The organism is Streptomyces formicae (genome assembly GCF_002556545.1).
GTDB classification, from domain to species: Bacteria; Actinomycetota; Actinomycetes; order Streptomycetales; family Streptomycetaceae; genus Streptomyces; species Streptomyces formicae_A.
The window spans coordinates 6,616,299-6,640,516 of the sequence record NZ_CP022685.1 but is presented as its reverse complement, the minus strand read 5'-3'; the positions used below and the strand labels follow the sequence as shown (position 1 = coordinate 6,640,516).

Sequence of the window (24,218 nt, the reverse complement as noted above, 5' to 3'; positions counted from 1 at the left end):
CTGCATGACGACATCGACGAGTACGAAGAGCCAGACACCGACCGCCGCCCACAGCCTCGCCCACCTGAACGTCCTGATCTCCGGGGCGAGCGTCGCGGGCCCCGCGCTCGCCCTCTGGCTGGCCCGCTACGGAGCGCGCGTCACCGTCGTGGAGAAGGCGCCCGCTCTGCGCGAGGGCGGCTTCGCCGTCGACTTCCGGGGTGACGCGCACCGCACCGTACTGCGCCGCATGGGCATCTGGGACGAGGTCCACCGCAGGCAGACGCACATGGGTCGCCAGATCCTCGTCGAGGCCGACGACACGGAGCGGGTGGACCTGCCCGCGTTCCTGATGAGCGGTGACGTGGAGATCTTCCGCGGCGAGCTCTCCAAGATCCTCCACGAGCGCACCCGGGACCGGGTGGAGTACGTCTTCGGGGACTCCGTCGCCTCGCTGACCGAGGACTCCGAAGGCGTCGCCGTCACCTTCGACCACGGCGCTCCCCGCCGCTTCGACCTCGTCGTCGGCGCCGACGGGCTGCACTCCCACACCCGCCGCCTGGCCTTCGGCGACGAGTCGCGGTACCTGCGCTTCCTCGGCTACTACGTAGCGGGGTTCGACGTCCCCAACCACCTCGGCCTGGACCGCACCGCCCGCATCTACAGCGAACCCGGCCGCACCCTCCTGCTCAGCAACTACGGCGCCGACCCGGCAAGGGCGGGCGTCGGCCTGGTCTTCGGCTCCGAGCGGCTCGACTACGACCGGCACGACGTCAAGCAGCAGAAGAAGATCCTCGCCGACCGGTTCGCGAACCTCGGCTGGCGGCACGCGGCGGGGGCCCTGGACGGCCTGGAGAGCGCCGGGGACCTGTACTTCGACGCCATCGCCCAGATCCACGTCGACCGGCTCTCGCGGGGCCGTGTGGTCCTGCTCGGTGACGCCGGGTACGGCGCCACGATGGGTGGCATCGGCACCGGCACCGCGCTGGTCTGCGCGTACGTCCTCGCCGGTGAGCTCGCGGCCGCCCGGGGAGACCACCACGTCGCCTTCGCCGCGTACGAGGCGGAGGTCCGCGACTACGCCAAGGGCTGCCAGAAGATCTCCGGCAACGCGGGCCCCTTCCTCGCCCCGCCGACCGAGAAGAAGATCCGCTCCCGGGACCGGATGTACCGCGTGCTCAGCTCCCGTTTCCTGGCGGGCTTCTTCAAGCGTCTCACCGAGAAGGCCGCGAGCGACATCGCGCTCAAGGACTACGCCCGGCTGGACCGCCAGCCGTGATCCACCGGGCCGATGCCGCCGCCGAGTGCGAACCCGGCCGCGATCGCCCCGGTGACGTACTCCTTGGCCGCGGCGACGGCCTCGGGGACGCTCCGGCCCTTCGCCAGCTCCGCGGCGATCGCGCTGGCGAGCGTGCAGCCCGTGCCGTGCGTGTGCCGGTTGTCGTGGCGCGGCGCGCGCAGCACGTGCTCCTCGGAGCCGTCGGTGAGCAGGTCCACCGCGTCACCGCGGAGGTGGCCGCCCTTGATGAGCACCCACTTCGGTCCGTACGCGAGGACGGCGGCGGCCGCGCGGCGCAGCCCGTCCTCCGACTCGACGTGGACGCCGGTCAGTTGGGCGACCTCGTCGAGGTTGGGCGTGGCGACCGTGGCGACCGGCAGCAGCTTCGTACGGACGGAGTCGAGGGCGGAGGACGCGAGCAGCGAGTCGCCGTGCTTGGAGACGCCCACCGGGTCGACGACCGCGGGCGCGTCCGTGCCCGCGAGCAACTCGGCGACGGTCTCGACCAGTTCGGCCGATGCCAGCATCCCGGTCTTCACGGCCTGCACGCCGATGTCGTCGACGACGCTGCGGTACTGGGCCCGCACCGCCTCGCCCGGCAGCTCCCAGAAGCCCTGCACGCCAAGGGAGTTCTGCGCGGTGACGGCGGTGACGACGCTCATGCCGTGGGTGCCGAGGGCGAGCATCGTCTTCAGGTCGGCCTGGATGCCGGCGCCGCCTCCGGAGTCGGATCCGGCGACGGTGAGCACCCGGGGCGGCGCGCTCACTCGGCGTCCCCGTTGTCCCCGAAGTGGTCCCAGCCCTTGCTGGTCCACGGGGCGCCGTCCACGGTCACCAGGGGCAGCGCCGAGGGGTTGAGAACCTCGCCGATGACCTTCCAGCGGGCGGGCAGCTTCACGTCCGGCGGGAAGGTCGCCACGATCGCGTGGTCCTCGCCGCCGTTGAGCACCCACTGGAGCGGGTCGACGCCGACGGCCTGACCGATGTCGTTCATCTGGGAGGGCACGTCGACGTCACCGGAGCGGATGTCGATGCGCACCTTGCTCGCGTCGGCGATGTGCCCGAGGTCGGCGATGAGGCCGTCGCTGACGTCCGTCATCGAGGTGGCGCCGAGCCCGGCGGCCGCGGGGCCCGCGTGGTAGGGCGGTTCCGGCCTGCGGTGGGCCTCCACGAAGGCGCGGGGCGAGCGGAAGCCGCGCGAGAGCACGGCGTGCCCGGCGGCGGACCAGCCGAGCCAGCCCGTCACGGCGACGACGTCGCCCGGCTGCGCGCCCGCGCGCGTGACCGGCTCGTGGTTGCGCAGATCGCCGAGCGCGGTGATCGAGACGGTGATGGTGTCGCCGCGTACGACGTCGCCGCCGACGACGGCCGCGCCCGCGACCTGGCACTCGTCCCTGAGGCCGTCCATCAGCTCCACGGGCCAGCTGGCGGGGAGTTCGGCGGGCACCACGAGGCCGAGCAGCAGCGCGGTGGGCACGGCGCCCATGGCCGCGATGTCCGCGAGGTTCTGGGCCGCGGCCTTGCGGCCCACGTCGTACGCGGTGGACCAGTCCCGGCGGAAGTGCCGACCTTCCAGGAGGATGTCGGTGCTCGCCACGACCCTGCGGTCCGGGGCGGACACCACCGCGGCGTCATCGCCGGGACCGAGCCGTACGGCCGGAGTGGAGGTGAGCCGGGAGGTGAGCTCTCTGATGAGCCCGAACTCCCCCAACTCGCCCACGGTTCCCTTCACCGAGTCTCACCATGCCCTTTCGCGCTGCCCGGCCCCCGGTCGCGAGCCGCCACTGTCGTCGGTACGGTCGACGTGACCGTCAACTTGTGTTGTCCGTCCACCACGATGTGCGCGCCACAGCTCCCCCGGGTCTCCCCGTGACGAGCGGTGACGCGGTACCGTGGCGTCCCTTCTCCCCACATGATCCTCGTGGCCGCCCTGGAGGTTCCGTGGTACAGGCGTACATCCTGATCCAAACAGAGGTCGGCAAGGCGTCGACCGTCGCCGAGCTGATCGGCAAGATCCCGGGAGTGATTCAGGCCGAGGACGTGACCGGACCCTACGACGTCATCGTGCGCGCACAGGCGGACACGGTGGACGAGCTCGGCCGCATGGTGGTCGCGAAGGTTCAGCAGGTGGACGGCATCACCCGAACTCTGACCTGCCCGGTCGTGCACTTGTAGCCCCCGTCTACCCTGGCCCGGTGAACATCCCCCGTCTCCGGCGCCGCTGCCTCGTAGGAACGTCCGCCCTCGCCCTGTTGATCACGACAGCGGCCTGTTCTTCTACGGACGACGAGGCGTCAGTGACGGTTCCGTCTCCGGAGGCGAAGGCCGCCGGGCTCTGCCGGGACCTGCACGAACAGCTCCCGGAGAAGGTCGAAGGTCTCGAGCGCACCGACCCGGGGCCCGAGTCGGAGCTGACCGCCGGGTGGGGAGACCCGGCGATCATACTGCGCTGCGGTGTGCCGCGGCCCCCCGAGATGATCGATCCCGACTACGCCGCGAAGAACGGCGTGAAGGTGAACGGCGTCGCCTGGCTCCTGCAGAAGAACGACGACGGCTCCTACACCTTCACTACGGGGGCGCGCCTCGCCTACGTGGAGGTGCGGCTGCCCGAGGAGCGCACGGGGGACGGTCTGGGGCCGCTCACGGACTTCGCCGGGCCCATCAAGAAGACCATTCCCCAGGGGATCGCCTGATCCCCTGGGGGGCGGCCGGCCCGGGGGCGGTCAGCGCAGGCCCGTCGAGCGGTTCAGCGCGGCCTGGATGAGCCGGTCCACCAGCTCCGCGTAGCCGACGCCGCTCTTCTCCCACATCTGCGGGTACATCGAGATGGGCGTGAAGCCCGGCATCGTGTTGATCTCGTTGATCACGAACTCGCCGTCCTCGGTGAGGAAGAAGTCCGCGCGCACCAGGCCCTCGCAGGACGCCGCCTCGAACGCCTCGACCGCGAGCCGCTGGATCTCCGCGGTCTCCTCGGGCGTCAGCGGGGCGGGCACGATGCCGGGCGTCGAGTCGATGTACTTCGCCTCGAAGTCGTAGTAGTCGTGCGCCTGCACCGGCGGGATCTCGGCGGGGACGCTCGCGCGCGGCCCGTCCTCGAACTCCAGGACGCCGCACTCGATCTCACGGCCCCGGAGCAGCGCCTCGATGAGGATCTTCGGGTCGTGCCGCTGCGCCTCGGCGATCGCCTCGTCCAGGCCCTCGAAGGAGTCGACCTTCGTGATGCCGATCGAGGAGCCCGCGCGCGCGGGCTTGATGAACAGCGGCCAGCCGTGCTCGCCCGCGAAGTCCGCGATGCGCTGCCGGGCGCCCGCCTCGTCCTGCTGCCACTCGCGCGGCCGGATCACCAGGTAGGGGCCGACGTTCAGTCCGAAGGACGTGAACACCCGCTTCATGTAGTCCTTGTCCTGGCCGACGGCCGAGGCGAGGACTCCGGAGCCGACGTAGGGCACTCCGGAGAGCTCCAGCAGCCCCTGGAGGGTGCCGTCCTCTCCGTAGGGACCGTGCAGCATCGGGAAGACGACGTCGACCTCGCCGAGCGCCTTGGGCACGGAACCCGGCTCGCTGTAGACGACCTCGCGGTTGCCGGGTGCCAGGGGCAGCAGGACACCGCCCTCCACGGAGTCGGAGAGGTCGTCCACGTTCGGCATCTGCCGGTCGGCGATCGCCATCCGCTCCGGCTCGTCGGCGGTCAGCGCCCAACGGCCGTCCGTGGTGATGCCGATCGGCAGCACGTCGTACTTGGCACGGTCGATCGCGCTCAGCACGGCGCCCGCCGTGACCACGGAGATGCCGTGTTCCGAGCTGCGGCCGCCGAACACGACGGCCACGCGCGGCTTGCGGAGCGGCCGCTCAGAGCTCGACTCGGGGTGCTGCTCAGGGCTCTGGGGGAGGTTCTCGCTGCTCATATCGCGTCGAGAGTACCCGCTGTCCCAAAAACAGTCAGCGACGCTCGGGCTTGGCGCTGCGCGACATGAGCTCCTTGAGGGCGACCATCGGCGGGGTGCCTTCGTGCACGATGCCCACGACCGTCTCCGTGATCGGCATGTCGACGCCGTGCCTGCGGGCCAGATCCAGCACCGACTCGCAGGACTTGACGCCCTCCGCGGTCTGCTTGGTGACCGCGATGGTCTCCTCCAGGGTCATGCCCTTGCCGAGGTTGGTGCCGAAGGTGTGGTTGCGCGAGAGCGGCGACGAGCAGGTCGCCACGAGGTCGCCGAGGCCCGCGAGTCCGGAGAACGTCAGCGGGTCGGCGCCCATGGCGAGGCCGAGCCGGGTGGTCTCGGCGAGGCCGCGCGTGATGAGCGAGCCCTTGGCGTTGTCGCCGAGGCCCATGCCGTCCGCGATGCCGACGGCGAGCCCGATGACGTTCTTGACGGCGCCGCCGAGCTCGCAGCCGACCACGTCGGTGTTGGTGTACGGGCGGAAGTACGGGGTGTGGCAGGCCGTCTGGAGGCGCTGCGCGACCGCCTCGTCCCGGCAGGCCACCACCGCGGCGGCGGGCTGCCTGGCGGCGATCTCACGGGCCAGGTTGGGCCCGGTGACGACGGCGACGCGGTCCCCGGGGACCTTCGTGACGTCCTCGACGACCTCGCTCATCCGCATCGCGGAGCCGAGTTCGACGCCCTTCATGAGTGAGACGAGGACCGTGTCGGGGGCGAGCAGCGGGGCCCAGGCCGCGAGGTTCTGGCGCAGCGTCTGCGAGGGCACCGCGAGCACGGTGAAGTCGGCGCCGTCCGCGGCTTTTGCCGGGTCGGTGGTCGCCCTGAGGTTCTCCGGAAGCTCGACACCGGGGAGGTAGTCGGGGTTGGTGCGGGTGGAGTTGACCGCGTCGGCGAGTTCGGCGCGGCGGCCCCACAGGGTGACGTCGCACCCCGCGTCGGCGAGCACCATGCCGAAGGCCGTACCCCAGGAGCCCGTTCCGAAGACGGCGGCCTTCACCGGTCCCGCCGAGTTCACGGGGTTCGTCACTTGCTGTCCTCCGGGGTGCTGTCCGCGGTGCTCGGGGGTGCGGTGGCACCCGCCGCCTTGCGTCGTTGCTCACGCCGTGCCCTGCGCGGGTCGTACGGCGTCTCTGGGGCCTTCTCGCCCCTGACCTCCTCCAGGAGTTCGGTGATCGCGGCCATGATGGTCTCGGTCACCTCGCGCAGCACCTCGGCGGTCGGCTCCTTGTCGTAGAAGCGCGACAGGTCGACGGGGGCTCCGGCCTTCACCTGAAGGGTCTTGCGGGGGAAGAAGGAGGGCTTCTTGCTGTACGGCGGCAGGGCGAGGTTGGCGCCCCACTGGGCGACGGGAACCACCGGGCACTTGGTCTTCAGGGCGACCCGCGCGGCACCGGACTTGGCGGCCATCGGCCACATGTCGGGGTCCCTGGTGAGGGTGCCCTCGGGGTAGAACGCGACGCACTCGCCGCGCTCGATGGCGTCGACCGCGGCGCGGAAGGCGTCCAGCGCGTTCGAGGTCTCGCGGTAGACCGGGATCTGGCCCGTGCCCTTCATGACCTTGGCGACAAAACCGCCCTTGAAAAGGCCGTCCTTTGCCAGGAAACGCGGCACCCGTCCCGTGTTGTACTGGAAGTGCGCGTACGAGAACGGGTCGATATGCGAGTTGTGATTCACCGCCGTGATGAATCCGCCGTCGGCCGGAATGTGTTCCATTCCACGCCAGTCCCGCTTGAACAGAACCACCAGCGGCGGTTTTGCGATGACCGCCGCCAGGCGGTACCAGAAGCCGATTCTGCGGCGGGACACGCGGGACACCTTCCTCCATGAACCTGGTCGGCCGCACAAGTGTCGCCCCAGGCTGCCTATCTGTCGAGAACACCGTACGCCCACCCGTCTCCGCCCACCGCTCCTCCCATCAAGCCTCTCGGTAGAGCAGGTCACAATGGGCGCGACGCGAAGGACGGAGCGCCCGTGCAGTGGACCCTGGTCATACCCCTGAAGCCGCTGGCGCGCGCCAAGAGCAGGCTGGCGGCGACCGCTGGCGACGGCCTGCGACCGGGTCTCGCCCTGGCGTTCGCGCAGGACACCGTGGCGGCCGCGGCGGCCTGTCCCGCGGTGCGGGATGTGGTGGTCGTCACGGACGACGCCCTGGCGGGCCGCGAGCTGTCCGCGCTGGGCGCGCGGATCGTCCCCGATACGCCGCAGGAGGGCCTCAACGCCGCTCTGCGGCACGGAACGGCCGCGGTGCGCGCCGAACGGCCCGACGTCGCCGTCGCGGCCCTGAACGCCGATCTGCCGGCGCTGCGCCCCCTGGAATTGGCCAGGGTGCTCGACGGTGCCGCCCCATTTCCCCGTGCTTTCCTGCCCGATGCCGCCGGAATCGGCACGACACTGCTCGCGGCGGCGGCGGGAACGGAATTGCGGCCGGTATTCGGCACCGCGTCCCGCGCCGGTCACGCGGCTTCCGGCGCCGTGGAACTCGCGCTCGACGGCGTCGATTCCGTACGCCAGGACGTGGACACCGGCGACGACCTGCGGGCCGCCCTCGCGCTCGGCGTCGGCCCGCGCACCGCGGCGGCCGCGGCCCGGCTGCTGATCGCCGACTGAACCGCCGAGCCGCTGAGCCGCTCGGGCTACGGCCGGGTGCGACTGAGTACGCTGCCCCCATGCAGGCCACCGCGTACACGTACGACTCCGAGACCCGCAGCGGCAGCGTGCTGCTCGACGACGGCACGCCCGTGCCCTTCGAGGCCCCCGCGTTCGACGCGGGCGGGCTGCGGCTGCTGCGGCCGGGACAGCGCGTGCGCATCGAGGTCGACGGCGACGGCGCCTCGCGCCGCATCACGCTGGTGACGCTGCAGACGTTTTGAGGCGGCGCCAGGGCGCGCACACGACGCGGGCCGGGCTCCCCCGTGGGAGTCCGGCCCGGCGCGTGAGTGCCCTCGGTGCCCTTACTTCTTGCGGGCCGTGGCCTTCTTGGCGGTCGTCTTGCGCGCCGTGGACTTCTTGGCGGGCGCCTTCTTGGCCGTGGCCTTCTTGGCGGGCGCCGTCTTCTTGGCGGTGGCCTTCTTCGCGGGCGCGGCCTTCTTGGCGGTGGTCTTCTTCGCCGTCGCCGTGGCCTTCTTGGCCGTGGCCTTCGTCGCCGTCTTCTTGGCGGTGGCCTTCTTCGCGGCCGCCTTCTTCGCCGTCGCCGTGGTCTTCTTCGCGGCGGACTTCTTGGCGGTGGTCTTCTTGGCAGCGGCCTTCGTCGCCGTCGCCGTGGCCTTCTTGGCGGTGCTGGCCTTCTTGGCAGCGGCCTTCTTGACGGTCGCCGAAGCACCGCCGGTCAGGCTGCCCTTGGGGGCCTTCTTGACCGCGACGTCGTTCTTCGGGAGCTTCTTCGAGCCGCTCACCAGGTCCTTGAAGCCCTGGCCCGCGCGGAACCGCGGAACCGAGGTCTTCTTGACGCGCACGCGCTCCCCGGTCTGGGGGTTGCGGGCGTAGCGGGCCGGGCGGTCGACCTTCTCGAACGAGCCGAAGCCGGTGACCGAAACACGGTCTCCGCTGACCACGGCACGGACGACGGCGTCCAGGACCGCGTCCACGGCGTCGGCGGCCTGCTGGCGGCCTCCGACCTTGTCGGCAATCGCTTCTACGAGCTGCGCCTTGTTCACGTCTTCCCCTTCGGAGACATTGCCGGGAGCGAAATACTCCGGCTTTTTCGCACGTTAGGCAGATATATACCGCAAATCAAACACGAAACGGCCTAATCACCCTTGTGCCGCAACGAACTAGACCATCTCGGAGTTCCTCGAAGGCATGTTGAGGCTTGTGGCTCAGGCGTCTTCGGGGAATCGGCCCTCGTCAGCTTCGTCGAGGGACGCCATCAATCGCTCCAGACGCCTTGCCGCATCGGCGAGATCGTGTTTGGCCGCGGCCGTAATGACCAGCAGCTTCCGGGTCAGCGCCATCCGTACGCCCTCCGGGACTTGCAGTGCACGCACCCGTGAGTGCGCTTCCTTCAGTTGGTCCGCGACGAGCCCGTAGAGCTCGAGTTGGCTGTCACGTTCCATGCACCGATTGTGCCATCTAGGGCGAGTTGTCGCCTCCGCAGGGGGTAACTACCGCCGTCCGGCGCTCTCCTGAGGGTACCCGGTCAGGCCGAGTACAAGGGGATTTCCAGCCTCTTCTCCCTTCCGAGCCAAGGGAGTTGAGACCACCCATTCAGGTCATCGGGGGCCCCTCGGGCGGCGCACACAGATGTACCCCCAACCGTCCACGATTGGGGGTACACGGGGGTGTTGCGGGATGTCAGACCTGCGCTGTGCGGGGCTTGTAGGAGGGGCGCCGGGTCTCGTACGAGGCGATGTCGGGCTCGTTCTGGAGCGTGATGCTGATGTCGTCCAGGCCGTTCAGGAGCCGCCAGCGGGCGTTCTCGTCGAGTTCGAAGTCGGCGGTGACGCCCTGCGCGCGGACTTGGCGGTCCCGCAGGTCGACGGTGATCTCGGCCTGCGGTTCGCTCTCCGTCAGCTCCCAGAGCGCGTCCACGACCTTCTGGTCGAGCACCACGGTGAGCAGGCCGTTCTTCAGCGAGTTGCCCCGGAAGATGTCGGCGAAGCGGGAGCTGATGACGGCCTTGAAGCCGTAGTTCTGCAGCGCCCAGACGGCGTGCTCGCGCGAGGAACCCGTACCGAAGTCGGGGCCCGCGACCAGGACCGTGGCGCCCTGGCGCTCGGGCTTGTTCAGGACGAACTCGCCGTCCTTGCGCCAGGCCTCGAAGAGTCCGTCCTCGAAACCGTCCCTGGTGACCTTCTTCAGCCAGTGCGCGGGGATGATCTGGTCGGTGTCGACGTTGCTGCGGCGCAGCGGTACGGCCCGGCCGGTGTGCGTGGTGAAAGCTTCCATGGTTCTCAGACTCCGGCGGTCACGGGGGCGTCGGACAGATCGGTGGGCGCGGCCAGGTGGCCGGTGACGGCGGTGGCGGCGGCGACCTGCGGGGAGACCAGGTGCGTGCGGCCGCCCTTGCCCTGCCTGCCCTCGAAGTTGCGGTTGGAGGTGGACGCCGAGCGCTCGCCGGGGGCCAGTTGGTCGGGGTTCATGCCCAGGCACATCGAGCAGCCCGCGTGCCGCCATTCGGCCCCCGCGGCGGTGAAGACCTTGTCCAGGCCCTCCTCGACGGCCTGCAGCGCGACCCGGACCGAGCCGGGCACGACCAGCATCCGTACGCCGTCGGCGACTTTGCGGCCCTCGACGATGGAGGCCGCCGCGCGCAGGTCCTCGATGCGGCCGTTGGTGCAGGAACCTACGAAGACGGTGTCGACCTTGATGTCGCGCAGCGGCTGCCCGGCGGTCAACCCCATGTACTCCAGGGCCTTTTCGGCGGCGTGGCGCTCCGAAGCGTCTTCGTACGAAGCCGGGTCGGGGACGCTCGCCGAAAGGGGCGCTCCCTGGCCGGGGTTGGTGCCCCAGGTGACGAACGGCGCCAGCGAGGTGGCGTCGATGTAGACCTCGGCGTCGAAGACCGCGTCGTCATCGGTCCTCAGGGTGTTCCAGTACGCCACCGCGGCGTCCCAGTCCTCGCCCTGCGGGGCGTGGGCGCGGCCCTTGATGTAGTCGAACGTGGTCGCGTCGGGGGCGATCATGCCCGCGCGGGCGCCCGCCTCGATCGACATGTTGCAGATGGTCATCCGGGCCTCCATCGAGAGCTTCTCGATGGCCGGGCCGCGGTACTCCAGGACGTAGCCCTGGCCGCCGCCGGTGCCGATCTTCGCGATGATGGCGAGGATGAGGTCCTTGGCGGTGACGCCGTCGGGCAGTTCGCCGTCGACCGTGATGGCCATGGTCTTCGGGCGGGCCATCGGCAGCGTCTGGGTGGCCAGGACGTGCTCGACCTGGGAGGTGCCGATGCCGAACGCCAGCGCGCCGAAGGCGCCGTGGGTGGAGGTGTGCGAGTCGCCGCAGACCACGGTGGTGCCGGGCTGGGTCAGTCCCAGCTGCGGTCCCACCACGTGGACGACGCCCTGCTCGACGTCGCCCAGCGGGTGCAGCCGCACCCCGAACTCGGCGCAGTTCTTGCGCAGCGTCTCCAGCTGGGCGCGCGAGACCGGGTCGGCGATGGGCTTGTCGATGTCGAGGGTCGGGGTGTTGTGATCCTCGGTCGCGATGGTGAGGTCGAGCCGCCGCACCTGGCGGCCCGCCTGGCGGAGGCCGTCGAAGGCCTGGGGGCTGGTCACCTCGTGCAGCAGGTGCAGATCGATGTAGAGGAGGTCGGGCTCGCCCTCGGCGCGCCGGACGACGTGGTCGTCCCAGACCTTCTCCGCGAGTGTCCTACCCATCGCTTTCCCTCCGACCGGCCGCATCGCCGGCCCAACTAGAGAATCTGATCGCCGACGCGCGTACCCCTCGTGCCGCACGTCGGCCGCGAAATCCGTTGGTCCGCGGATCGCTCGTACAGAGTGGCGCGTTCCACGGAAATGTGAACTTGCGTTTCACAGAGTGAGACGCGAGTATCGACGCATGGACAACTCTAGCGGCGTAGGCGTCCTCGACAAGGCAGCCCTTGTCTTGGGCGCCCTGGAGTCCGGTCCGGCCACCCTCGCAGGGCTGGTCGCGGCCACCGGGCTCGCACGACCCACGGCTCACCGGCTCGCCGTGGCACTGGAACACCACCGGATGGTGGCGCGGGACATGCAGGGCCGTTTCATCCTCGGCCCGCGCCTGGCCGAGCTGGCCGCCGCGGCGGGCGAGGACCGCCTCCTGGCGACGGCGGGCCCGGTGCTCACGCACCTGCGCGACGTGACGGGCGAGAGCGCGCAGCTCTACCGCCGCCAGGGCGACATGCGCATCTGTGTCGCCGCGGCCGAGCGCCTCTCGGGCCTGCGGGACACGGTCCCCGTGGGCTCCACGCTCACCATGAAGGCGGGCTCCTCGGCCCAGATCCTGATGGCCTGGGAGGAGCCGGAGCGCCTGCACCGGGGCCTCCAGGGCGCCCGCTTCACGGCCACCGCCCTCTCCGGCGTACGCCGCAGGGGCTGGGCCCAGTCGATCGGCGAGCGCGAGCCGGGCGTCGCCTCGGTCTCCGCGCCGGTGCGCGGCCCCTCGAACCGCGTGGTCGCCGCCGTCTCGGTCTCCGGACCGATCGAGCGCCTGACCCGCCACCCGGGCCGCATGCACGCGCAGGCGGTCATCGACGCGGCGGGACGCCTCTCCGAGGCCCTGCGCCGCACGGGCTGAGGCACCGAGCACCCGGACGGAGCACCAGGAGGGGCCGCCTCAACGCCGCGGCGCCCCCTCCTGGCCGAACTCCCCCGCTCAAGCCCCGCCGAGCCCTCGCGGGCCCCTCAGGCCGCCCTGAGCCGGTCGGCGGCCCGGTCCCCGCGACGGCCCACCGGCACCACGGTCGTGGCCTTGCCCAGACCGAACTCCGGCATGTTGACGTACACCGCCTCATGCGCCCCGGCCCGCACGACGAACGTCTCGTGCCAGAAGCCGACCTTCCCCTTGCCTTCCCGGATGCGCCGATTGAAGGCCGCCCACGCGGGCCGGTGCTCCTTGTCCGGCGCCGCCGAGTAGGCCAGCAGCTTCTCCTGCGACTCCCAGTACTGGACGACGTACATCAGGCGCGCGCCCCCGAGCAGCACCTGATACCCCAGCATCCCGCTCTCCGGGTCCTTGGACAGCTCCTTGAGCATGCGCGGCATCGCGAGGAAGACGGGCCACCAGCTGCGTACGGCACGGAAGTTGTTGATGCGCATCCCGATGTGGAAGACCACCACGCCGTCCTGCGCGCCGGCGGTCATGCGCCCTTCGATCGGCTTGCTGCTCATGACGGTTCCCCCTTCGTAGAGCCCTGGCCGTCGAGCCGGGCAATCTTTGGATAGTGCCGCTATCCATGATTGGATAGTGCCACTCTCCAATGGAAGGCGCAAGAGGACATGAGACTGGCGGAGCTGAGTCGGCGCAGCGGGGTCCCCACGGCCACGATCAAGTACTACTTGCGCGAGGGCCTGCTGCCGGCCGGTCACCGGGTGAGCGCCACCCAGGCCGAGTACGACGAGGCGCATCTCCAGCGGCTGCGCCTGGTGCGGGCGCTGATCCAGGTGGGCCGGGTGCCGATCACCTCGGCGCGCGAGGTGCTGACCGCCCTGGAGGACGACTCGCTGGACCACAACTCCCGCCTGGGGACGGCCGTCTGGGCCCTGCCGCACGGCCCGGAACCCACCGAGGAGGACGCGGCGGCACAGGAGGCGCGCCGCACGGTCGACGCGCTGCTCGCCGGACTCGGCTGGGCCAACGCCCAGGAGTACGCGGACGAATCCCCGGCCTACCGGATGCTGGTGACCGCGGTGGCCACCCTCTCCCGCCTCGGATACCCGTGCGCCGTGGACGACTTGGCGCCCTACGCCCGCTCGGGCCACCAACTGGCCGTCGCCGATCTGGACTTGATCGAGCGGTACGAGTCGCCCGACCGGCAACTGGAGGCGGCCGTCGCGCTGACGGTCCTGTACGAGCCGGTACTGCTGAGCCTGCGCCGGATCGCGCAGGCCGAGGAGTCCAACCGCCGCTACGGGCAAGGGAGTACGCGGGCATGAGAAAGGGGCCCTCCCTCACGGGAAGGCCCCTCGTCTCGCTCTTGTACCCCCGACCGGATTCGAACCGGCGCTACCGCCTTGAGAGGGCGGCGTGCTAGGCCGCTACACAACGGGGGCGAGGATCTCGTGTTGCCACGCGATCCAGCTGGGCTACCAGGACTCGAACCTAAACTAACGGAACCAGAAACCGTCGTGCTGCCAATTACACCATAGCCCAATGTGGTCTAGACCAGGTCTAGTACCTACAGTACCCCCGACCGGATTCGAACCGGCGCTACCGCCTTGAGAGGGCGGCGTGCTAGGCCGCTACACAACGGGGGCCCTAGCGATCCTGCATCAGAAACAGTGGGTGCGACCCGATCTGTCCCCGCGGGAAGGATCTGTACCCCCGACCGGATTCGAACCGGCGCTACCGCCTTGAGAGGGCGGCGTGCTAGGCCGCTACACAACGGGGGCCTGCGGATGAGATCCGCGGTTGCAGATGAGCTCTGCGAGCTGGCCTACCAGGACTCGAACCTAGACTAACGGAACCAGAAACCGTCGTGCTGCCAATTACACCATAGGCCATCAAAGCGCAACCCCTTGCGGGGGCTTTGTTTTGATTTACGCTTCCCGGCCGGACCTTTCGGCCCTCTCGGGCGGCGCAGGAAGAACATTACCCGAAGGTGGACGGCGCTCCAAAACGGGTATCCGCACGCAGCAGCGCGGGGAGCTCGGAGAGGTGCGTGATGCGGTGTACGCCCGACGGGCCTTGCCCCGCCGCGCCGTTGCGGTCGAGCCAGATCCCGAGCAGGCCCGCGTCCCTCGCGCCCCTGGCGTCGATCTCCGGCTGGTCGCCCACGTAGGCGATCTCGGCGGGCGCGAGACCCAGCTCCGTACAGACCGCGTGGAAGGCCCCGGCCGCGGGCTTGGAGACGCCGAGGTCGGCGGCGCATAGGACGGCCTCGAAGCGGTCGCGGACGCCGAGGAGGCGCAGCTTGCGGTCCTGGACGGCCAGGGCGGAGTTGGAGAGGACGGCGTGCCGGTACTCGCCCGCGAGGGCGTCCAGGGCGGGGAGGGTGTCGGGGAAGAGCGACCAGGCCGACTCGTAGTGACCGACGTAACGGGCGAACCAGGCGTCGGCGTCGGGGGCGGTCAGCGCCGGGGCGTCGAGGAAGTCCCGCACGCGGTCGCGGCGCTGCTCCTGGAAGTCCGTCTCCCCCGCGCCGAAGCGGGCCCAGTGGCGCTCGGTGATCTCCCGCCACAGGACCAGGGCGCGCTCGGCGGACTCGTACCTCTCCACCAGGCCCTCGGCGGTGAGGTGTGCCTGCATGCCCGCGGCGTCGGCGCGCGCGTAGTCGAAGATCGTGTCGTCGATGTCCCAGACCACGGCTCTGATCGGCATACCGACGACGGTAGGCGAAGGGCCCGGCAGCCGTCTCGGCTTCCGGGCCCTTCGTTTCGTGCGGTGCGGATCAGGCGGTGCTGATCAGGCGGTGCGGATCAGGCGGTGAGCTTCGCCAGGGCCGCGTCGACGCGGGCCAGTGTCTTGTCCTTGCCCAGGATCTCCAGGGACTCGAACAGGGGCAGGCCGACCGTGCGCCCGGTGACGGCGACGCGGACCGGGGCCTGGGCCTTGCCGAGCTTGAGCCCGTGCTCCTCACCGGCGGCCAGGACGGCTTCCTTGAGGGACTCCGGGGACGTCCAGTCGGCCGCCTCCAGCTTGGCGCGGGCCGTGCGCAGGAGGGCGTCGGAGCCTTCCTTCATGGCCTTGGTCCAGCTCGGCTCGTCGAAGACCGGCTCCGCGAGGAACAGGAAGTCCACGTTGTCCGTGATCTCGGAGAGGACCTTCAGGCGGGTCTGCGCGTGCGGCGCGATGGCCTGCCAGGCGGCCTCGTCGAAGTCTTCGGGGGCCCAGTTGGCGTGCGGGGCCTTGAGCCAGGGCTCGCAGGCCTCGGCGAAGGTCTTCACGTCGAGCATGCGGATGTGGTCGGCGTTGATCGCCTCGGCCTTCTTCAGGTCGAAGCGCGCCGGGTTGGCGTTCACGTCCGCGAGGTCGAACTTGGCGACCATGTCCGGGATCGAGAAGACGTCCTGGTCGGCGGAGAAGGACCAGCCGAGCAGGGAGAGGTAGTTGAGCAGGCCCTCCGGGAGGAAACCGCGCTCCCTGTAGAGGTTGAGCGAGGCCTGGGGGTCGCGCTTGCTCAGCTTCTTGTTGCCCTCGCCCATGACGTACGGGAGGTGGCCGAACGCGGGGATCGCCTTGGCGACGCCGAGCTCGATCAGCGCCTTGTAGAGGGCGATCTGCCGCGGCGTCGAGGAGAGCAGGTCCTCGCCGCGCAGGACGTGGGTGATCTCCATCAGGGCGTCGTCGACCGGGTTGACCAGGGTGTACAGCGGGGCGCCGTTGGCGCGCACGATGCCGTAGTCCGTGACGTTCTCCGCCTGGACGGTGATCTCGCCGCGGACCAGGTCGGTGAAGGTCGTGGCCTCGTCGGGCATCCGGAAGCGGACGATGTGGCTGCGGCCCTCGGCCTCGTACGCCTGCTTCTGCTCGGCGGTGAGGTCGCGGCAGTGGCCGTCGTAGCCGGAGGGCTTGCCAGCGGCGCGGGCGGCCTCGCGGCGGGTGTCCAGCTCCTCGGTGGTGCAGTAGCACGGGTAGGCGTTGCCCGCGGCGATGAGCTTCTCGGCGACGTCCCGGTAGATGTCCATGCGCTGCGACTGGCGGTACGGCGCGTGCGGGCCGCCGACCTCGGGGCCCTCGTCCCAGTCGAAGCCCAGCCAGCGCATCGAGTCGAGCAGCTGCTCGTACGACTCCTCGGAGTCGCGAGCCGCGTCGGTGTCCTCGATGCGGAAGACCAGGGTGCCCTCGTTGTGCCGGGCGTAGGCCCAGTTGAAGAGGGCGGTGCGGACCAGACCCACATGGGGGTTGCCGGTCGGCGAGGGACAGAACCGTACGCGTACGGGGGTCGCGTTAGCCACGCTTGATCACCTTGTTGGTGAGAGTGCCGATGCCTTCGATGGTGACGGCGACCTCGTCGCCGACGTTGAGGGGGCCGACCCCTGCCGGGGTGCCCGTGAGGATGACGTCGCCCGGGAGCAGCGTCATGGCCTCGGTGATGTTCACGATCAGGTCCTCGATGGAGTGGACCATCTCGCTGGTGCGGCCGAGCTGGCGCTGCTGGCCGTTGACCGTGCACTGGATCGTGAGGTCGTTCGCCGTGGCCAGGTCGATGTCCGTCTCCACCCAGGGACCGAGCGGGCAGGCGCTGTCGAAGCCCTTGGCGCGCGCCCACTGCTTCTCGCGGCGCTGGACGTCACGCGCGGTGACGTCGTTGGCGCAGGTGAAGCCGAAGATCACGTCCTTGACCCGCTCGCGGGGTACCTCGCGGCACATGCGGCCGATGACCACGGCCAGCTCGGCCTCGTGGTGCACTTCTTCGGAGAACGAGGGGTACGTGATGGCGTCGCCGGAGCCGATCATCGAGGTCGCGGGCTTGAAGAAGGCGAACGGGACGTCGGGGACGTCGCTGCCGAGCTCCTTGGCGTGCTCCGTGTAGTTGCGGCCGAAGGCCACGATCTTGTGCCCGATGACCGGGGGCAGGAGTCGGACCTTGCTCAGCGGGACCTTGACTCCGCTGAGCTCGAAGTCGGCGACGTACGGACTGCCCTTGATGATGTCGACGACGAGTTCGTCGGGCTTGTCGCCCTCGACCGCGCCGAAAGCGACATTGCCGTCGATGGAGAACCTGGCGATGCGCACGTGAGCGTTAGCCCCTTGCTGGGATTGGGTGGAGTCTGACGCTCCAGGCTAACGCGGCACGGCTCCCGGACCTCCCCTTTTCAACCCGCCACAGGGGCCTGCGGCTCCGGGGCGACCATCAGGATCGTCCGCTTGGGGTTGGCCGTCTGGGACGGGAGTTCGACCGCGTGCTCCGGGCGCTCGGCCGCGGCCTGGACCTCGTCGGCGTCCGTGAGGTGCGCGAGAGTGGTGCGGCGCGGGTTGGCTATGTTGCGGAACATCGTCGACTGCACAGTCTTCATCTGCTGTTCGGACCTTGTCGGTTGGGGCGTCGCGCGGTGGACGCCGCTTGTCGGATTCGCCATCCCTGTAAAGCGTCAGGCTAAACATCCAATTCCCGGCCAAAGTCCGGAAGAGGCCATGATCTTCATGTGAGTTTGCTCACGAAGGAGCGGGCAAAAGGGTCAATTCACCCCCTCGTATGGCCACTCGGAAACGGACATTGCGCCACTGAAGGCACTATTCCGCTCCTGATCATGAAGACTGGGACACCCCTCACCCCTAACTGCTTTGGGGTGATGCGCCCGATTTCCCCTAGATCATTTTCTACATCTCGTGACACCGCACTCACACCGTGTCACGTAGGTCGTGACGCGACACACGGGCCTTGTTGGAGATCCTGCACTGTGCTGGAATTCCCGGGACCGCCGCGGGATCGAACCGGCGCGCAGGGGCGCAACGCAGCGCCGAGTGGCGGCGGGAAGGGGGAGCAGCGCCGGTCACTCACGACCACCCATGGGGCGCCGCGCGCCCCACGACGCCGACACCGTCCCGCCGTTACGCGGAGGGACGCCTGGTCCAGAGGTTGCGACGCTAGTGCAGGGACGTTTCAAGAGGGATGGCAAGGGGTCTCCCCAGGCCGACCGCGGCCGAGGGGATGCTTCGGCGGAGCCGGAGCGCGGGACCGACCGCGGCTCCTCGCCCCAGCACGCTCCGAACCCCGGCCCGGGTGCGCCCGGCGACAGCGGCCCCGGCGCCGCGCGCCAGGGGACCACGGGCACCGGCCCGACGGCCGCCCCGGCCAAGGGCAAGGGGAAGGGCTCCGGCACCAAGACGCCCAGCGGCCCCGGCTCCCGAATAGCCCTGCGCAACTGGCGCATCTCCACCCGCCTCGTCTCGCTGCTCGCGCTCCCCGTGATCACCGCGACCTCGCTCGGCGCGCTCCGCATCAACTCGTCCATGGACGAGATCCAGCAGCTCGACAACATGAAGCTGCTGACCGACATGACCAAGCAGGCCACCGAGCTGGCCGCCGCGCTCCAGGAGGAGCGCGACAAGTCGGCGGGCCCCCTCGCGCACGGCGCGAAGGCCACCGACTACACGGTCAAGGGCGCGCGCGACAAGACCGACCGCGTCTACCGGAACTTCCTCCAGGGCACCCAGGACCTCAACGACACCGACGGCGAGAAGGGCCTTCTCGGCGTCCGGCACAGCGCGGTCCAGATCACCCAGCAGCTCCAGGGCATCAACAAGGTCCGCAAGGACGCCTACGCCGACAAGGCGTCGACCTCGCAGACCGTCGAGGCCTACAGCCAGCTCGTCGAGCAGCTGCTCGCGCTCTCGCAGGACATGGCGCAGGCGACCAGCAACCCGGACATGATCCAGCGCACCCGCGCCCTGGCCGCCTTCTCCTCGGCCAAGGAGTACGCGTCCGTCCAGCGAGCGATCATCGCCGCCGCGCTGCCCGCCAACGACGACGACTACGGCAAGCTCTCCGAGACCGACCGGACCTTCGGTCTCAGCGCGAACGAGAAGGAGCGCGCGGAGCTCCAGACGTTCAGCAAGATCTACGCGGGCAACGCCGACGAGCTGACCAAGCCGATCGACGGCGGCAACCCCGGCACCAAGGCCGCCAACGAGTACGCCAAGCGCGTGCTCGAGCAGGAAGGCGGCATCAAGCTCCAGGACAAGCGGTCCTACAAGGACTGGGTCGACGCGGACACCACCAAGATCGACGCGATGTCCAAGATCGAGCTGACGCTGCTCGGCGAGATGGAGCAGAAGGCCCGCCAGCTGCGCAACGAGGCCGAGCAGTCCGCCATCCTCAACGGTGCGCTGATCCTGCTCGTGCTCGGCGTCTCGCTCGTCGGCGCCTTCGTGGTGGCGCGGTCCATGATCCGCTCGCTCCGCCGCCTCCAGGACACCGCCACCAAGGTCGCACAGGACCGCCTGCCCGAGCTGGTCAAGCAGCTCTCCGAGTCGGACCCGCAGGACGTCGACACCTCCGTCGAGTCCGTCGGTGTGCACTCCAGGGACGAGATCGGCCAGGTGGCCGCGGCCTTCGACGACGTGCACCGCGAGGCCGTCCGCCTCGCCGCCGAGCAGGCCCTCCTGCGGGGCAACGTCAACGCGATGTTCACCAACCTCTCGCGCCGTTCGCAGGGCCTCATCCAGCGTCAGCTCTCGCTCATCTCCGAGCTGGAGTCGCGCGAGGCCGACCCGGACCAGCTGTCCTCGCTCTTCAAGCTCGACCACCTCGCGACCCGCATGCGCCGTAACGGCGAGAACCTCCTGGTCCTCGCCGGTGAAGAGCCCGGCCGCCGCTGGACCCGGCCCGTGCCGCTCGTCGACGTGCTCCGTGCCGCCGCCTCCGAGGTGGAGCAGTACGAGCGCATCGAGCTCTCCGCCGTACCCTCCACCGAGGTCGCGGGACGCGTGGTCAACGACCTCGTGCACCTGCTCGCCGAGCTCCTGGAGAACGCGACCTCGTTCTCGTCGCCGCAGACCAAGGTCAAGGTCACCGGTCACGCGCTGCCCGACGGCCGCGTCCTGATCGAGATCCACGACACCGGCATCGGCCTCTCCCCCGAGGACCTCGCCGCGATCAACGAGCGGCTCGCCTCGCCGCCCACCGTGGACGTCTCGGTCTCCCGCCGCATGGGTCTGTTCGTGGTCGGCCGCCTCTCGCAGCGCCACGGCATCCGCATCCAGCTGCGTCCCTCCGACTCCGGTGGTACGACCGCGCTGGTCATGCTGCCCGTCGACGTCGCCCAGGGCGGCAAGAAGGTGCCCGGCGCGCCCTCTCCGACCGGCGGTCCCGCGGCGGCCCAGGCCGCCGCGGGCGCTGCGGCGGCGCGACGCGGTGTCGGCGCGGGCAACAGCGCCCCCGGTCTGCCCGGTGGTCCCGGACGCGGCGGCCCCGGCGCGGGTGGCCAGGGCGGCCCCGGCCTGCTCGGCGCCGGTGCGCCGCGCGGCCAGGTGGCGGGCTCCGGTCCGCGGGCCGCGCTCCCCGCGAGGGACGCGGGCCAGCGCCCGCCGTCCGCTCCGCAGGGCCAGCAGCAGCCGGGCCTCCCGGGTCGGCCGCAGCAGGGGCAGCAGGGCCAGCCCCCGCAGGGCGAGCGTTCCGGTGCGGGCGCCGGTGTCTTCGGGCAGCAGGGCGGCCGCGGTGACGCGGGCGTCGCGCAGCCTCCGGTGCCGCAGCAGCGCACGAACGCCATCAACGAGCCCGGCGACCAGGGGCGTCGGCCGCAGCTGCCGCCCCGCGGTGGCCCGCGTGCCGAGCTGCCCGGTGGCAACCCGCAGCCGCGCGTGCCCAGCTGGAGCGACGAGAACGCGCAGCCGCAGGTCGCGCACGAGCCCTTCGACACCCCGCGCGGGCACGAGGAGCACGACTCCACGGGGCAGTTCGCGCAGCCCGCGGCCCCTGCCGCTCCCGCCGACGACTCGCAGGGTCCCGGCTCCACGGCGCAGTTCGCGCGTCCCGACTTCGACGGGCCGCCGCCCGGCACCTCCGTGCCGCAGCAGGACAGCGGTGCGGGTACGCAGGGTCCCGGCAACGGCGGCACCGGCCAGTTCGTCCGCTCGGACGTCTTCGGCGGGCCGCAGCAGGAGGCTCCGCAGAGCAGGCCGCAGGACCAGGGCAACGGCCCGGCGCCGCACGACGGCGGCCGGGAGATGCCCGACTACACCGTCCCGCGTCCGCCCGCTCCGCGCCGCGGCCAGGGCGACACGCACCAGGGCATACCCCAGCAGCCGAGCCAGCCCCAGAACCAGGGCGGACAGCAGGACCCGCAGGCACGGCAGGACCCGCAGGGACAGCAGGGACAGCAGGGACAGCAGGGCGAGCCGGACCCGCTGCGGGACCCGCTCAGCCAGCAGGACCTGCTGAACCAGCCCGCCTCCGGCGGCCGTACCCCGCTGTACGACACGCTGGAGACCAACTGGTTCCAGCAGCAGCAGAACCAGCAGGCCGCGCAGCAGGACCAGGGCCGCCAGGAGCAGGGCCACCAGGACCAGCGGCAGGACCACGGACAGCAGGGTCACGGTCAGCAGGACCAGGGCCGCCAGGGTCCGGACCTGTTCGGCGGACAGAACGGCGTCCGGGCTCCCGAGCCCACCCGCCACCAGGCTCCCGAGCCGCCGCAGCGCCAGGCACCGCAGGCCCCCCAGCGTCCGCTGCCCTCGCGTCCCCAGCGTCAGGGCCAGGGCGGCGCGCCGTCCGCCCCGACCTCGGGCGGCAACGGCGGGTTCAACGGCTTCAACAACGCCAACAGCTTCGGCGGGAACAGCGCCGGGTCGCCCGCGAACACGGGCAACCCGGCCAACGCGGCCACCGCGGCCGACGCGGGAAGCTCCGCCGCCTCCGGCAATCCCGGCAACGGCGCCGGTGCGCCCGGCACGTGGCGCACCTCGCCCAACGACGAGCTGGGCCGCCAGGCCGAGCGCGTCAGGCAGCCCACCGCGGGCGGCGTCACCACATCCGGTCTGCCGCGCCGCGTCCCGCGGGCCAACCTGGTCGCGGGCACGGCTCAGCAGCAGCAGGACAGCACAGGTCCGCAGGTCTCGCGTGCGCCCGATGACGTACGCGGCCGGCTGACGAATCTCCGTCGGGGCATCCAGCAGGGTCGCCAGGCCGGCACCGGCCAGACCGGCAGTTTCCCCACTCACCAGCAGGAGCGTTAGTTGAGTCCGAGTCAGGCGGCACAGAATCTGAACTGGCTGATCACGAACTTCGTGGACAACACCCCCGGGGTGTCCCACACGGTCGTGGTCTCCGCCGACGGCCTCCTTCTGGCGATGTCCGAGGGCTTCCCGCGTGACCGCGCCGATCAGCTGGCCGCGGTCGCGTCGGGTCTGACCTCGCTCACCGCGGGAGCCTCCCGGATCTTCGAGGGCGGCGCCGTCACCCAGACCGTGGTGGAGATGGAGCGGGGGTTCCTCTTCCTCATGTCCGTCTCCGACGGCTCGTCGCTGGCCGTGCTCGCGCACCCCGAGTGCGACATCGGCCTCGTCGGGTACGAGATGGCGCTCCTCGTCGACCGTGCGGGTGCCGTCCTCACTCCGGACCTCCGGGCCGAACTGCAGGGCAGCCTGCTCCACTAGCCCGAAGCCTTGCCCCCTTCGGCCGCCCCACCGACCGAACGTACTGACCAACCGTCCGGCCGCCACACTGCCCCCACCGGCTCTGTCAGACGGCACACGCAGATGACCTGCTGTCCCGCCCGGAGGATCCATGACCCCGCCCACCGCCTCTCACAACCCGTACGGCAATGACGCGTCGTACGGAATGGAGGGCGACCAGCCGCTGGTGCGTCCGTACGCGATGACCGGCGGCCGGACCAGGCCCCGCTACCAGCTCGCCATCGAGGCGCTGGTGAGCACCACGGCCGACCCGGCCCAGCTGATGGGTCTGCTCCCCGAGCACCAGCGGATCTGCCACCTGTGCCGTGAGGTCAAGTCGGTGGCCGAGGTCTCGGCGCTCCTGTCGATGCCGCTCGGTGTGGCCCGGATCCTCGTGGCGGACCTGGCGGAGGCCGGGCTCGTCGCCATCCACCAGCCCGGCGGCGACGAGAACGCCGGCGGCCAGCCTGACGTGACACTGCTCGAAAGGGTGCTCAGTGGACTTCGCAAGCTCTAGCGGTTCGGAGGCGACCCGTTCCACCACTTCCGCGAAGATCGTGGTGGCGGGCGGCTTCGGCGTGGGCAAGACCACGTTCGTCGGGGCGGTCTCCGAGATCAACCCGCTGCGCACCGAGGCCGTCATGACGTCCGCGTCCGCGGGCATCGACGACCTGACCCACACCGGGGACAAGACGACGACCACCGTCGCCATGGACTTCGGCCGCATCACCCTGGACCAGGACCTCATCCTGTACCTCTTCGGTACGCCGGGTCAGGACCGCTTCTGGTTCATGTGGGACGACCTCGTGCGCGGTGCCATCGGCGCGGTCGTGCTCGTGGACACCCGTCGTCTCGCCGACTGCTTCCCCGCCGTCGACTACTTCGAGAACAGCGGGCTGCCGTTCGTCATCGCACTCAACGGCTTCGACGGCCACCAGCCGTACACGCCCGACGAGGTGCGCGAAGCACTGCAGATCGGACCGGGTACGCCGATCATCACGACCGACGCGCGACACCGTGCGGACGCAAAGAGCGGCCTGATCACATTGGTTGAACACGCACTTATGGCACGTCTCAAGTAGGCAGAGCCGTACGGCAGTTGCCGTAGTCCACACGGAGCGGCCTGTGTCCTTTGACACGGCCGCCAGCCGTGTTCATAACGTTTCGACAGAGAATTGCCAGGTGACCGCCACACATCGCGGTCATCTGGTGTCGCTGCGCGCACAAGAGCCCCGCCTTTTGGCGGGGCTCGCTCTTTTTGACCGTTTTATCTGAGGCTTACGCCACTTGGAACTTCCGCTTCCGACTGTTTGGAAGAGCGGCCCCTG

The 24,218-nt window shown here is 70.4% G+C and carries 25 protein-coding genes and 5 tRNA genes; 11 read left to right on the top strand and 19 right to left on the bottom strand.

Features of this window, described 5'->3' with window-relative positions; translation table 11 throughout:
• Positions 1–4 precede the first annotated feature (4 nt).
• The gene (locus KY5_RS29180) at positions 5–1,258 is read left to right on the top strand and encodes an FAD-dependent monooxygenase (protein ID WP_098245015.1); all 1,254 of its coding nucleotides are present in this window, start codon (positions 5–7) and stop codon (positions 1,256–1,258) included.
• Here KY5_RS29180 and thiD read toward each other — a convergent pair.
• Together thiD and KY5_RS29170 are read right to left on the bottom strand one after the other, a co-directional pair.
• Positions 1,231–2,025, bottom strand: a complete 795-nt coding sequence (thiD, locus tag KY5_RS29175; protein WP_098245014.1) for a bifunctional hydroxymethylpyrimidine kinase/phosphomethylpyrimidine kinase — start codon at positions 2,023–2,025, stop codon at positions 1,231–1,233. The two genes, KY5_RS29180 and thiD, sit on opposite strands and share 28 nt — an antisense overlap.
• The gene (locus KY5_RS29170) at positions 2,022–2,990 is read right to left on the bottom strand and encodes a thiamine-phosphate kinase (RefSeq protein WP_098245013.1); all 969 of its coding nucleotides are present in this window, start codon (positions 2,988–2,990) and stop codon (positions 2,022–2,024) included. The genes thiD and KY5_RS29170 overlap by 4 nt, the downstream gene beginning before the upstream one ends.
• Before the next feature lie 209 nt (positions 2,991–3,199).
• Between KY5_RS29170 and KY5_RS29165 the strand changes: the two genes are divergently transcribed.
• The gene (locus tag KY5_RS29165; protein ID WP_016642988.1) at positions 3,200–3,433 is read left to right on the top strand and encodes an Lrp/AsnC family transcriptional regulator; all 234 of its coding nucleotides are present in this window, start codon (positions 3,200–3,202) and stop codon (positions 3,431–3,433) included.
• A gap of 20 nt (positions 3,434–3,453) precedes the next feature.
• A complete protein-coding gene (locus KY5_RS29160) occupies positions 3,454–3,951 on the top strand; it encodes a DUF3515 domain-containing protein (protein WP_098245012.1) in 498 nt (165 codons plus the stop codon).
• A gap of 30 nt (positions 3,952–3,981) precedes the next feature.
• Here the strand turns inward: KY5_RS29160 and KY5_RS29155 are convergent, their stop codons facing one another.
• The 3 genes from KY5_RS29155 to KY5_RS29145 form a co-directional block, all read right to left on the bottom strand.
• Entirely contained in the window at positions 3,982–5,163 is a 1,182-nt protein-coding gene (locus KY5_RS29155) for a D-alanine--D-alanine ligase family protein (protein WP_098245011.1), read from the bottom strand.
• A 34-nt stretch (positions 5,164–5,197) separates the two neighbouring features.
• Positions 5,198–6,148: an NAD(P)H-dependent glycerol-3-phosphate dehydrogenase gene (locus KY5_RS29150; protein ID WP_234363230.1), complete on the bottom strand. Its 951-nt coding sequence runs from the start codon at positions 6,146–6,148 to the stop codon at positions 5,198–5,200.
• A gap of 74 nt (positions 6,149–6,222) precedes the next feature.
• Complete coding sequence (locus KY5_RS29145; RefSeq protein WP_098245009.1) at positions 6,223–7,005, bottom strand: lysophospholipid acyltransferase family protein; 783 nt, start codon at positions 7,003–7,005, stop codon at positions 6,223–6,225.
• Positions 7,006–7,170: 165 nt separating this feature from the next.
• Between KY5_RS29145 and cofC the strand changes: the two genes are divergently transcribed.
• Entirely contained in the window at positions 7,171–7,806 is a 636-nt protein-coding gene (cofC, locus tag KY5_RS29140; protein WP_098245008.1) for a 2-phospho-L-lactate guanylyltransferase, read from the top strand.
• A gap of 59 nt (positions 7,807–7,865) precedes the next feature.
• The gene (locus tag KY5_RS29135) at positions 7,866–8,069 is read left to right on the top strand and encodes a hypothetical protein (RefSeq protein WP_098245007.1); all 204 of its coding nucleotides are present in this window, start codon (positions 7,866–7,868) and stop codon (positions 8,067–8,069) included.
• Between the two features lie 81 nt (positions 8,070–8,150).
• Here the strand turns inward: KY5_RS29135 and KY5_RS29130 are convergent, their stop codons facing one another.
• The 4 genes from KY5_RS29130 to leuC form a co-directional block, all read right to left on the bottom strand.
• Positions 8,151–8,852, bottom strand: coding sequence for an HU family DNA-binding protein (locus tag KY5_RS29130; RefSeq protein WP_055552746.1), 702 nt, complete (start codon positions 8,850–8,852; stop codon positions 8,151–8,153).
• 162 nt (positions 8,853–9,014) lie between these two features.
• The gene (locus KY5_RS29125; protein WP_055552748.1) at positions 9,015–9,251 is read right to left on the bottom strand and encodes a hypothetical protein; all 237 of its coding nucleotides are present in this window, start codon (positions 9,249–9,251) and stop codon (positions 9,015–9,017) included.
• 238 nt (positions 9,252–9,489) lie between these two features.
• The gene (gene leuD / locus KY5_RS29120; RefSeq protein WP_098245006.1) at positions 9,490–10,083 is read right to left on the bottom strand and encodes a 3-isopropylmalate dehydratase small subunit; all 594 of its coding nucleotides are present in this window, start codon (positions 10,081–10,083) and stop codon (positions 9,490–9,492) included.
• 5 nt (positions 10,084–10,088) lie between these two features.
• Entirely contained in the window at positions 10,089–11,513 is a 1,425-nt protein-coding gene (leuC, locus tag KY5_RS29115) for a 3-isopropylmalate dehydratase large subunit (protein WP_098245005.1), read from the bottom strand.
• 181 nt (positions 11,514–11,694) lie between these two features.
• On the opposite strand from leuC, the gene ndgR reads away from it, so the two are divergent.
• Entirely contained in the window at positions 11,695–12,411 is a 717-nt protein-coding gene (gene ndgR / locus KY5_RS29110; RefSeq protein ID WP_055552755.1) for an IclR family transcriptional regulator NdgR, read from the top strand.
• A 107-nt stretch (positions 12,412–12,518) separates the two neighbouring features.
• Here the strand turns inward: ndgR and KY5_RS29105 are convergent, their stop codons facing one another.
• Complete coding sequence (locus KY5_RS29105; RefSeq protein WP_199843287.1) at positions 12,519–13,004, bottom strand: DUF4188 domain-containing protein; 486 nt, start codon at positions 13,002–13,004, stop codon at positions 12,519–12,521.
• Between the two features lie 108 nt (positions 13,005–13,112).
• Here KY5_RS29105 and KY5_RS29100 point away from each other — a divergent pair, with 108 nt between their 5' ends.
• Positions 13,113–13,769, top strand: coding sequence for a MerR family transcriptional regulator (locus KY5_RS29100; protein ID WP_098245004.1), 657 nt, complete (start codon positions 13,113–13,115; stop codon positions 13,767–13,769).
• A gap of 44 nt (positions 13,770–13,813) precedes the next feature.
• On the opposite strand, the gene KY5_RS29095 is transcribed toward KY5_RS29100, so the two are convergent.
• From KY5_RS29095 to KY5_RS29055, 9 genes are all read right to left on the bottom strand, one after another.
• Positions 13,814–13,886 (bottom strand) — tRNA-Glu (locus KY5_RS29095).
• Between the two features lie 28 nt (positions 13,887–13,914).
• Positions 13,915–13,986: transfer RNA gene (locus KY5_RS29090), tRNA-Gln, on the bottom strand.
• Positions 13,987–14,017: 31 nt separating this feature from the next.
• Positions 14,018–14,090: transfer RNA gene (locus tag KY5_RS29085), tRNA-Glu, on the bottom strand.
• 62 nt (positions 14,091–14,152) lie between these two features.
• Positions 14,153–14,225, bottom strand: a tRNA-Glu gene (locus KY5_RS29080).
• 39 nt (positions 14,226–14,264) lie between these two features.
• Positions 14,265–14,336, bottom strand: a tRNA-Gln gene (locus tag KY5_RS29075).
• A gap of 88 nt (positions 14,337–14,424) precedes the next feature.
• Positions 14,425–15,153: an HAD family hydrolase gene (locus KY5_RS29070; RefSeq protein ID WP_098245003.1), complete on the bottom strand. Its 729-nt coding sequence runs from the start codon at positions 15,151–15,153 to the stop codon at positions 14,425–14,427.
• Between the two features lie 98 nt (positions 15,154–15,251).
• Entirely contained in the window at positions 15,252–16,730 is a 1,479-nt protein-coding gene (gene gltX, locus KY5_RS29065) for a glutamate--tRNA ligase (protein WP_098245002.1), read from the bottom strand.
• Positions 16,723–17,511 carry a fumarylacetoacetate hydrolase family protein gene (locus KY5_RS29060; RefSeq protein WP_098245001.1) on the bottom strand — a complete coding sequence of 263 codons (789 nt, stop codon included), beginning with the start codon at positions 17,509–17,511 and terminating at the stop codon, positions 16,723–16,725. The genes gltX and KY5_RS29060 overlap by 8 nt, the downstream gene beginning before the upstream one ends.
• An 80-nt stretch (positions 17,512–17,591) precedes the next feature.
• Positions 17,592–17,792, bottom strand: a complete 201-nt coding sequence (locus tag KY5_RS29055) for a hypothetical protein (protein ID WP_098245000.1) — start codon at positions 17,790–17,792, stop codon at positions 17,592–17,594.
• A 574-nt stretch (positions 17,793–18,366) separates the two neighbouring features.
• Between KY5_RS29055 and KY5_RS29050 the strand changes: the two genes are divergently transcribed.
• The 4 genes from KY5_RS29050 (at position 18,367) to KY5_RS29035 (ending at position 23,972) form a co-directional block, all read left to right on the top strand.
• Positions 18,367–22,452 (top strand): nitrate- and nitrite sensing domain-containing protein, encoded by a 4,086-nt coding sequence (locus tag KY5_RS29050; protein WP_234362905.1) that lies wholly within the window; start codon positions 18,367–18,369, stop codon positions 22,450–22,452.
• Positions 22,453–22,872: a roadblock/LC7 domain-containing protein gene (locus tag KY5_RS29045; RefSeq protein WP_098244998.1), complete on the top strand. Its 420-nt coding sequence runs from the start codon at positions 22,453–22,455 to the stop codon at positions 22,870–22,872.
• Between the two features lie 130 nt (positions 22,873–23,002).
• The gene (locus tag KY5_RS29040) at positions 23,003–23,407 is read left to right on the top strand and encodes a DUF742 domain-containing protein (protein ID WP_055552770.1); all 405 of its coding nucleotides are present in this window, start codon (positions 23,003–23,005) and stop codon (positions 23,405–23,407) included.
• Entirely contained in the window at positions 23,388–23,972 is a 585-nt protein-coding gene (locus KY5_RS29035; protein WP_055552773.1) for a GTP-binding protein, read from the top strand. The genes KY5_RS29040 and KY5_RS29035 overlap by 20 nt, the downstream gene beginning before the upstream one ends.
• The last annotated feature ends 246 nt before the right edge of the window (positions 23,973–24,218 follow it).

What these genes read in the sequence shown, in the direction of transcription:
- leuC (WP_098245005.1), bottom strand. Translation starts at nt 11,513, where the DNA reads ATGGGTAGGACACTCGCGGAGAAGGTCTGGGACGACCACGTCGTCCGG.
- KY5_RS29135 (WP_098245007.1), top strand. Translation starts at nt 7,866, where the DNA reads ATGCAGGCCACCGCGTACACGTACGACTCCGAGACCCGCAGCGGCAGC.
- KY5_RS29100 (WP_098245004.1), top strand. Translation starts at nt 13,113, where the DNA reads ATGAGACTGGCGGAGCTGAGTCGGCGCAGCGGGGTCCCCACGGCCACG.
- KY5_RS29155 (WP_098245011.1), bottom strand. Translation starts at nt 5,163, where the DNA reads ATGAGCAGCGAGAACCTCCCCCAGAGCCCTGAGCAGCACCCCGAGTCG.
- KY5_RS29070 (WP_098245003.1), bottom strand. Translation starts at nt 15,153, where the DNA reads ATGCCGATCAGAGCCGTGGTCTGGGACATCGACGACACGATCTTCGAC.
- ndgR (WP_055552755.1), top strand. Translation starts at nt 11,695, where the DNA reads ATGGACAACTCTAGCGGCGTAGGCGTCCTCGACAAGGCAGCCCTTGTC.
- KY5_RS29105 (WP_199843287.1), bottom strand. Translation starts at nt 13,004, where the DNA reads ATGAGCAGCAAGCCGATCGAAGGGCGCATGACCGCCGGCGCGCAGGAC.
- KY5_RS29055 (WP_098245000.1), bottom strand. Translation starts at nt 17,792, where the DNA reads ATGAAGACTGTGCAGTCGACGATGTTCCGCAACATAGCCAACCCGCGC.
- KY5_RS29180 (WP_098245015.1), top strand. Translation starts at nt 5, where the DNA reads ATGACGACATCGACGAGTACGAAGAGCCAGACACCGACCGCCGCCCAC.
- KY5_RS29150 (WP_234363230.1), bottom strand. Translation starts at nt 6,148, where the DNA reads ATGGTGCTCGCCGACGCGGGGTGCGACGTCACCCTGTGGGGCCGCCGC.
- leuD (WP_098245006.1), bottom strand. Translation starts at nt 10,083, where the DNA reads ATGGAAGCTTTCACCACGCACACCGGCCGGGCCGTACCGCTGCGCCGC.
- KY5_RS29040 (WP_055552770.1), top strand. Translation starts at nt 23,003, where the DNA reads ATGACCCCGCCCACCGCCTCTCACAACCCGTACGGCAATGACGCGTCG.
- KY5_RS29125 (WP_055552748.1), bottom strand. Translation starts at nt 9,251, where the DNA reads ATGGAACGTGACAGCCAACTCGAGCTCTACGGGCTCGTCGCGGACCAA.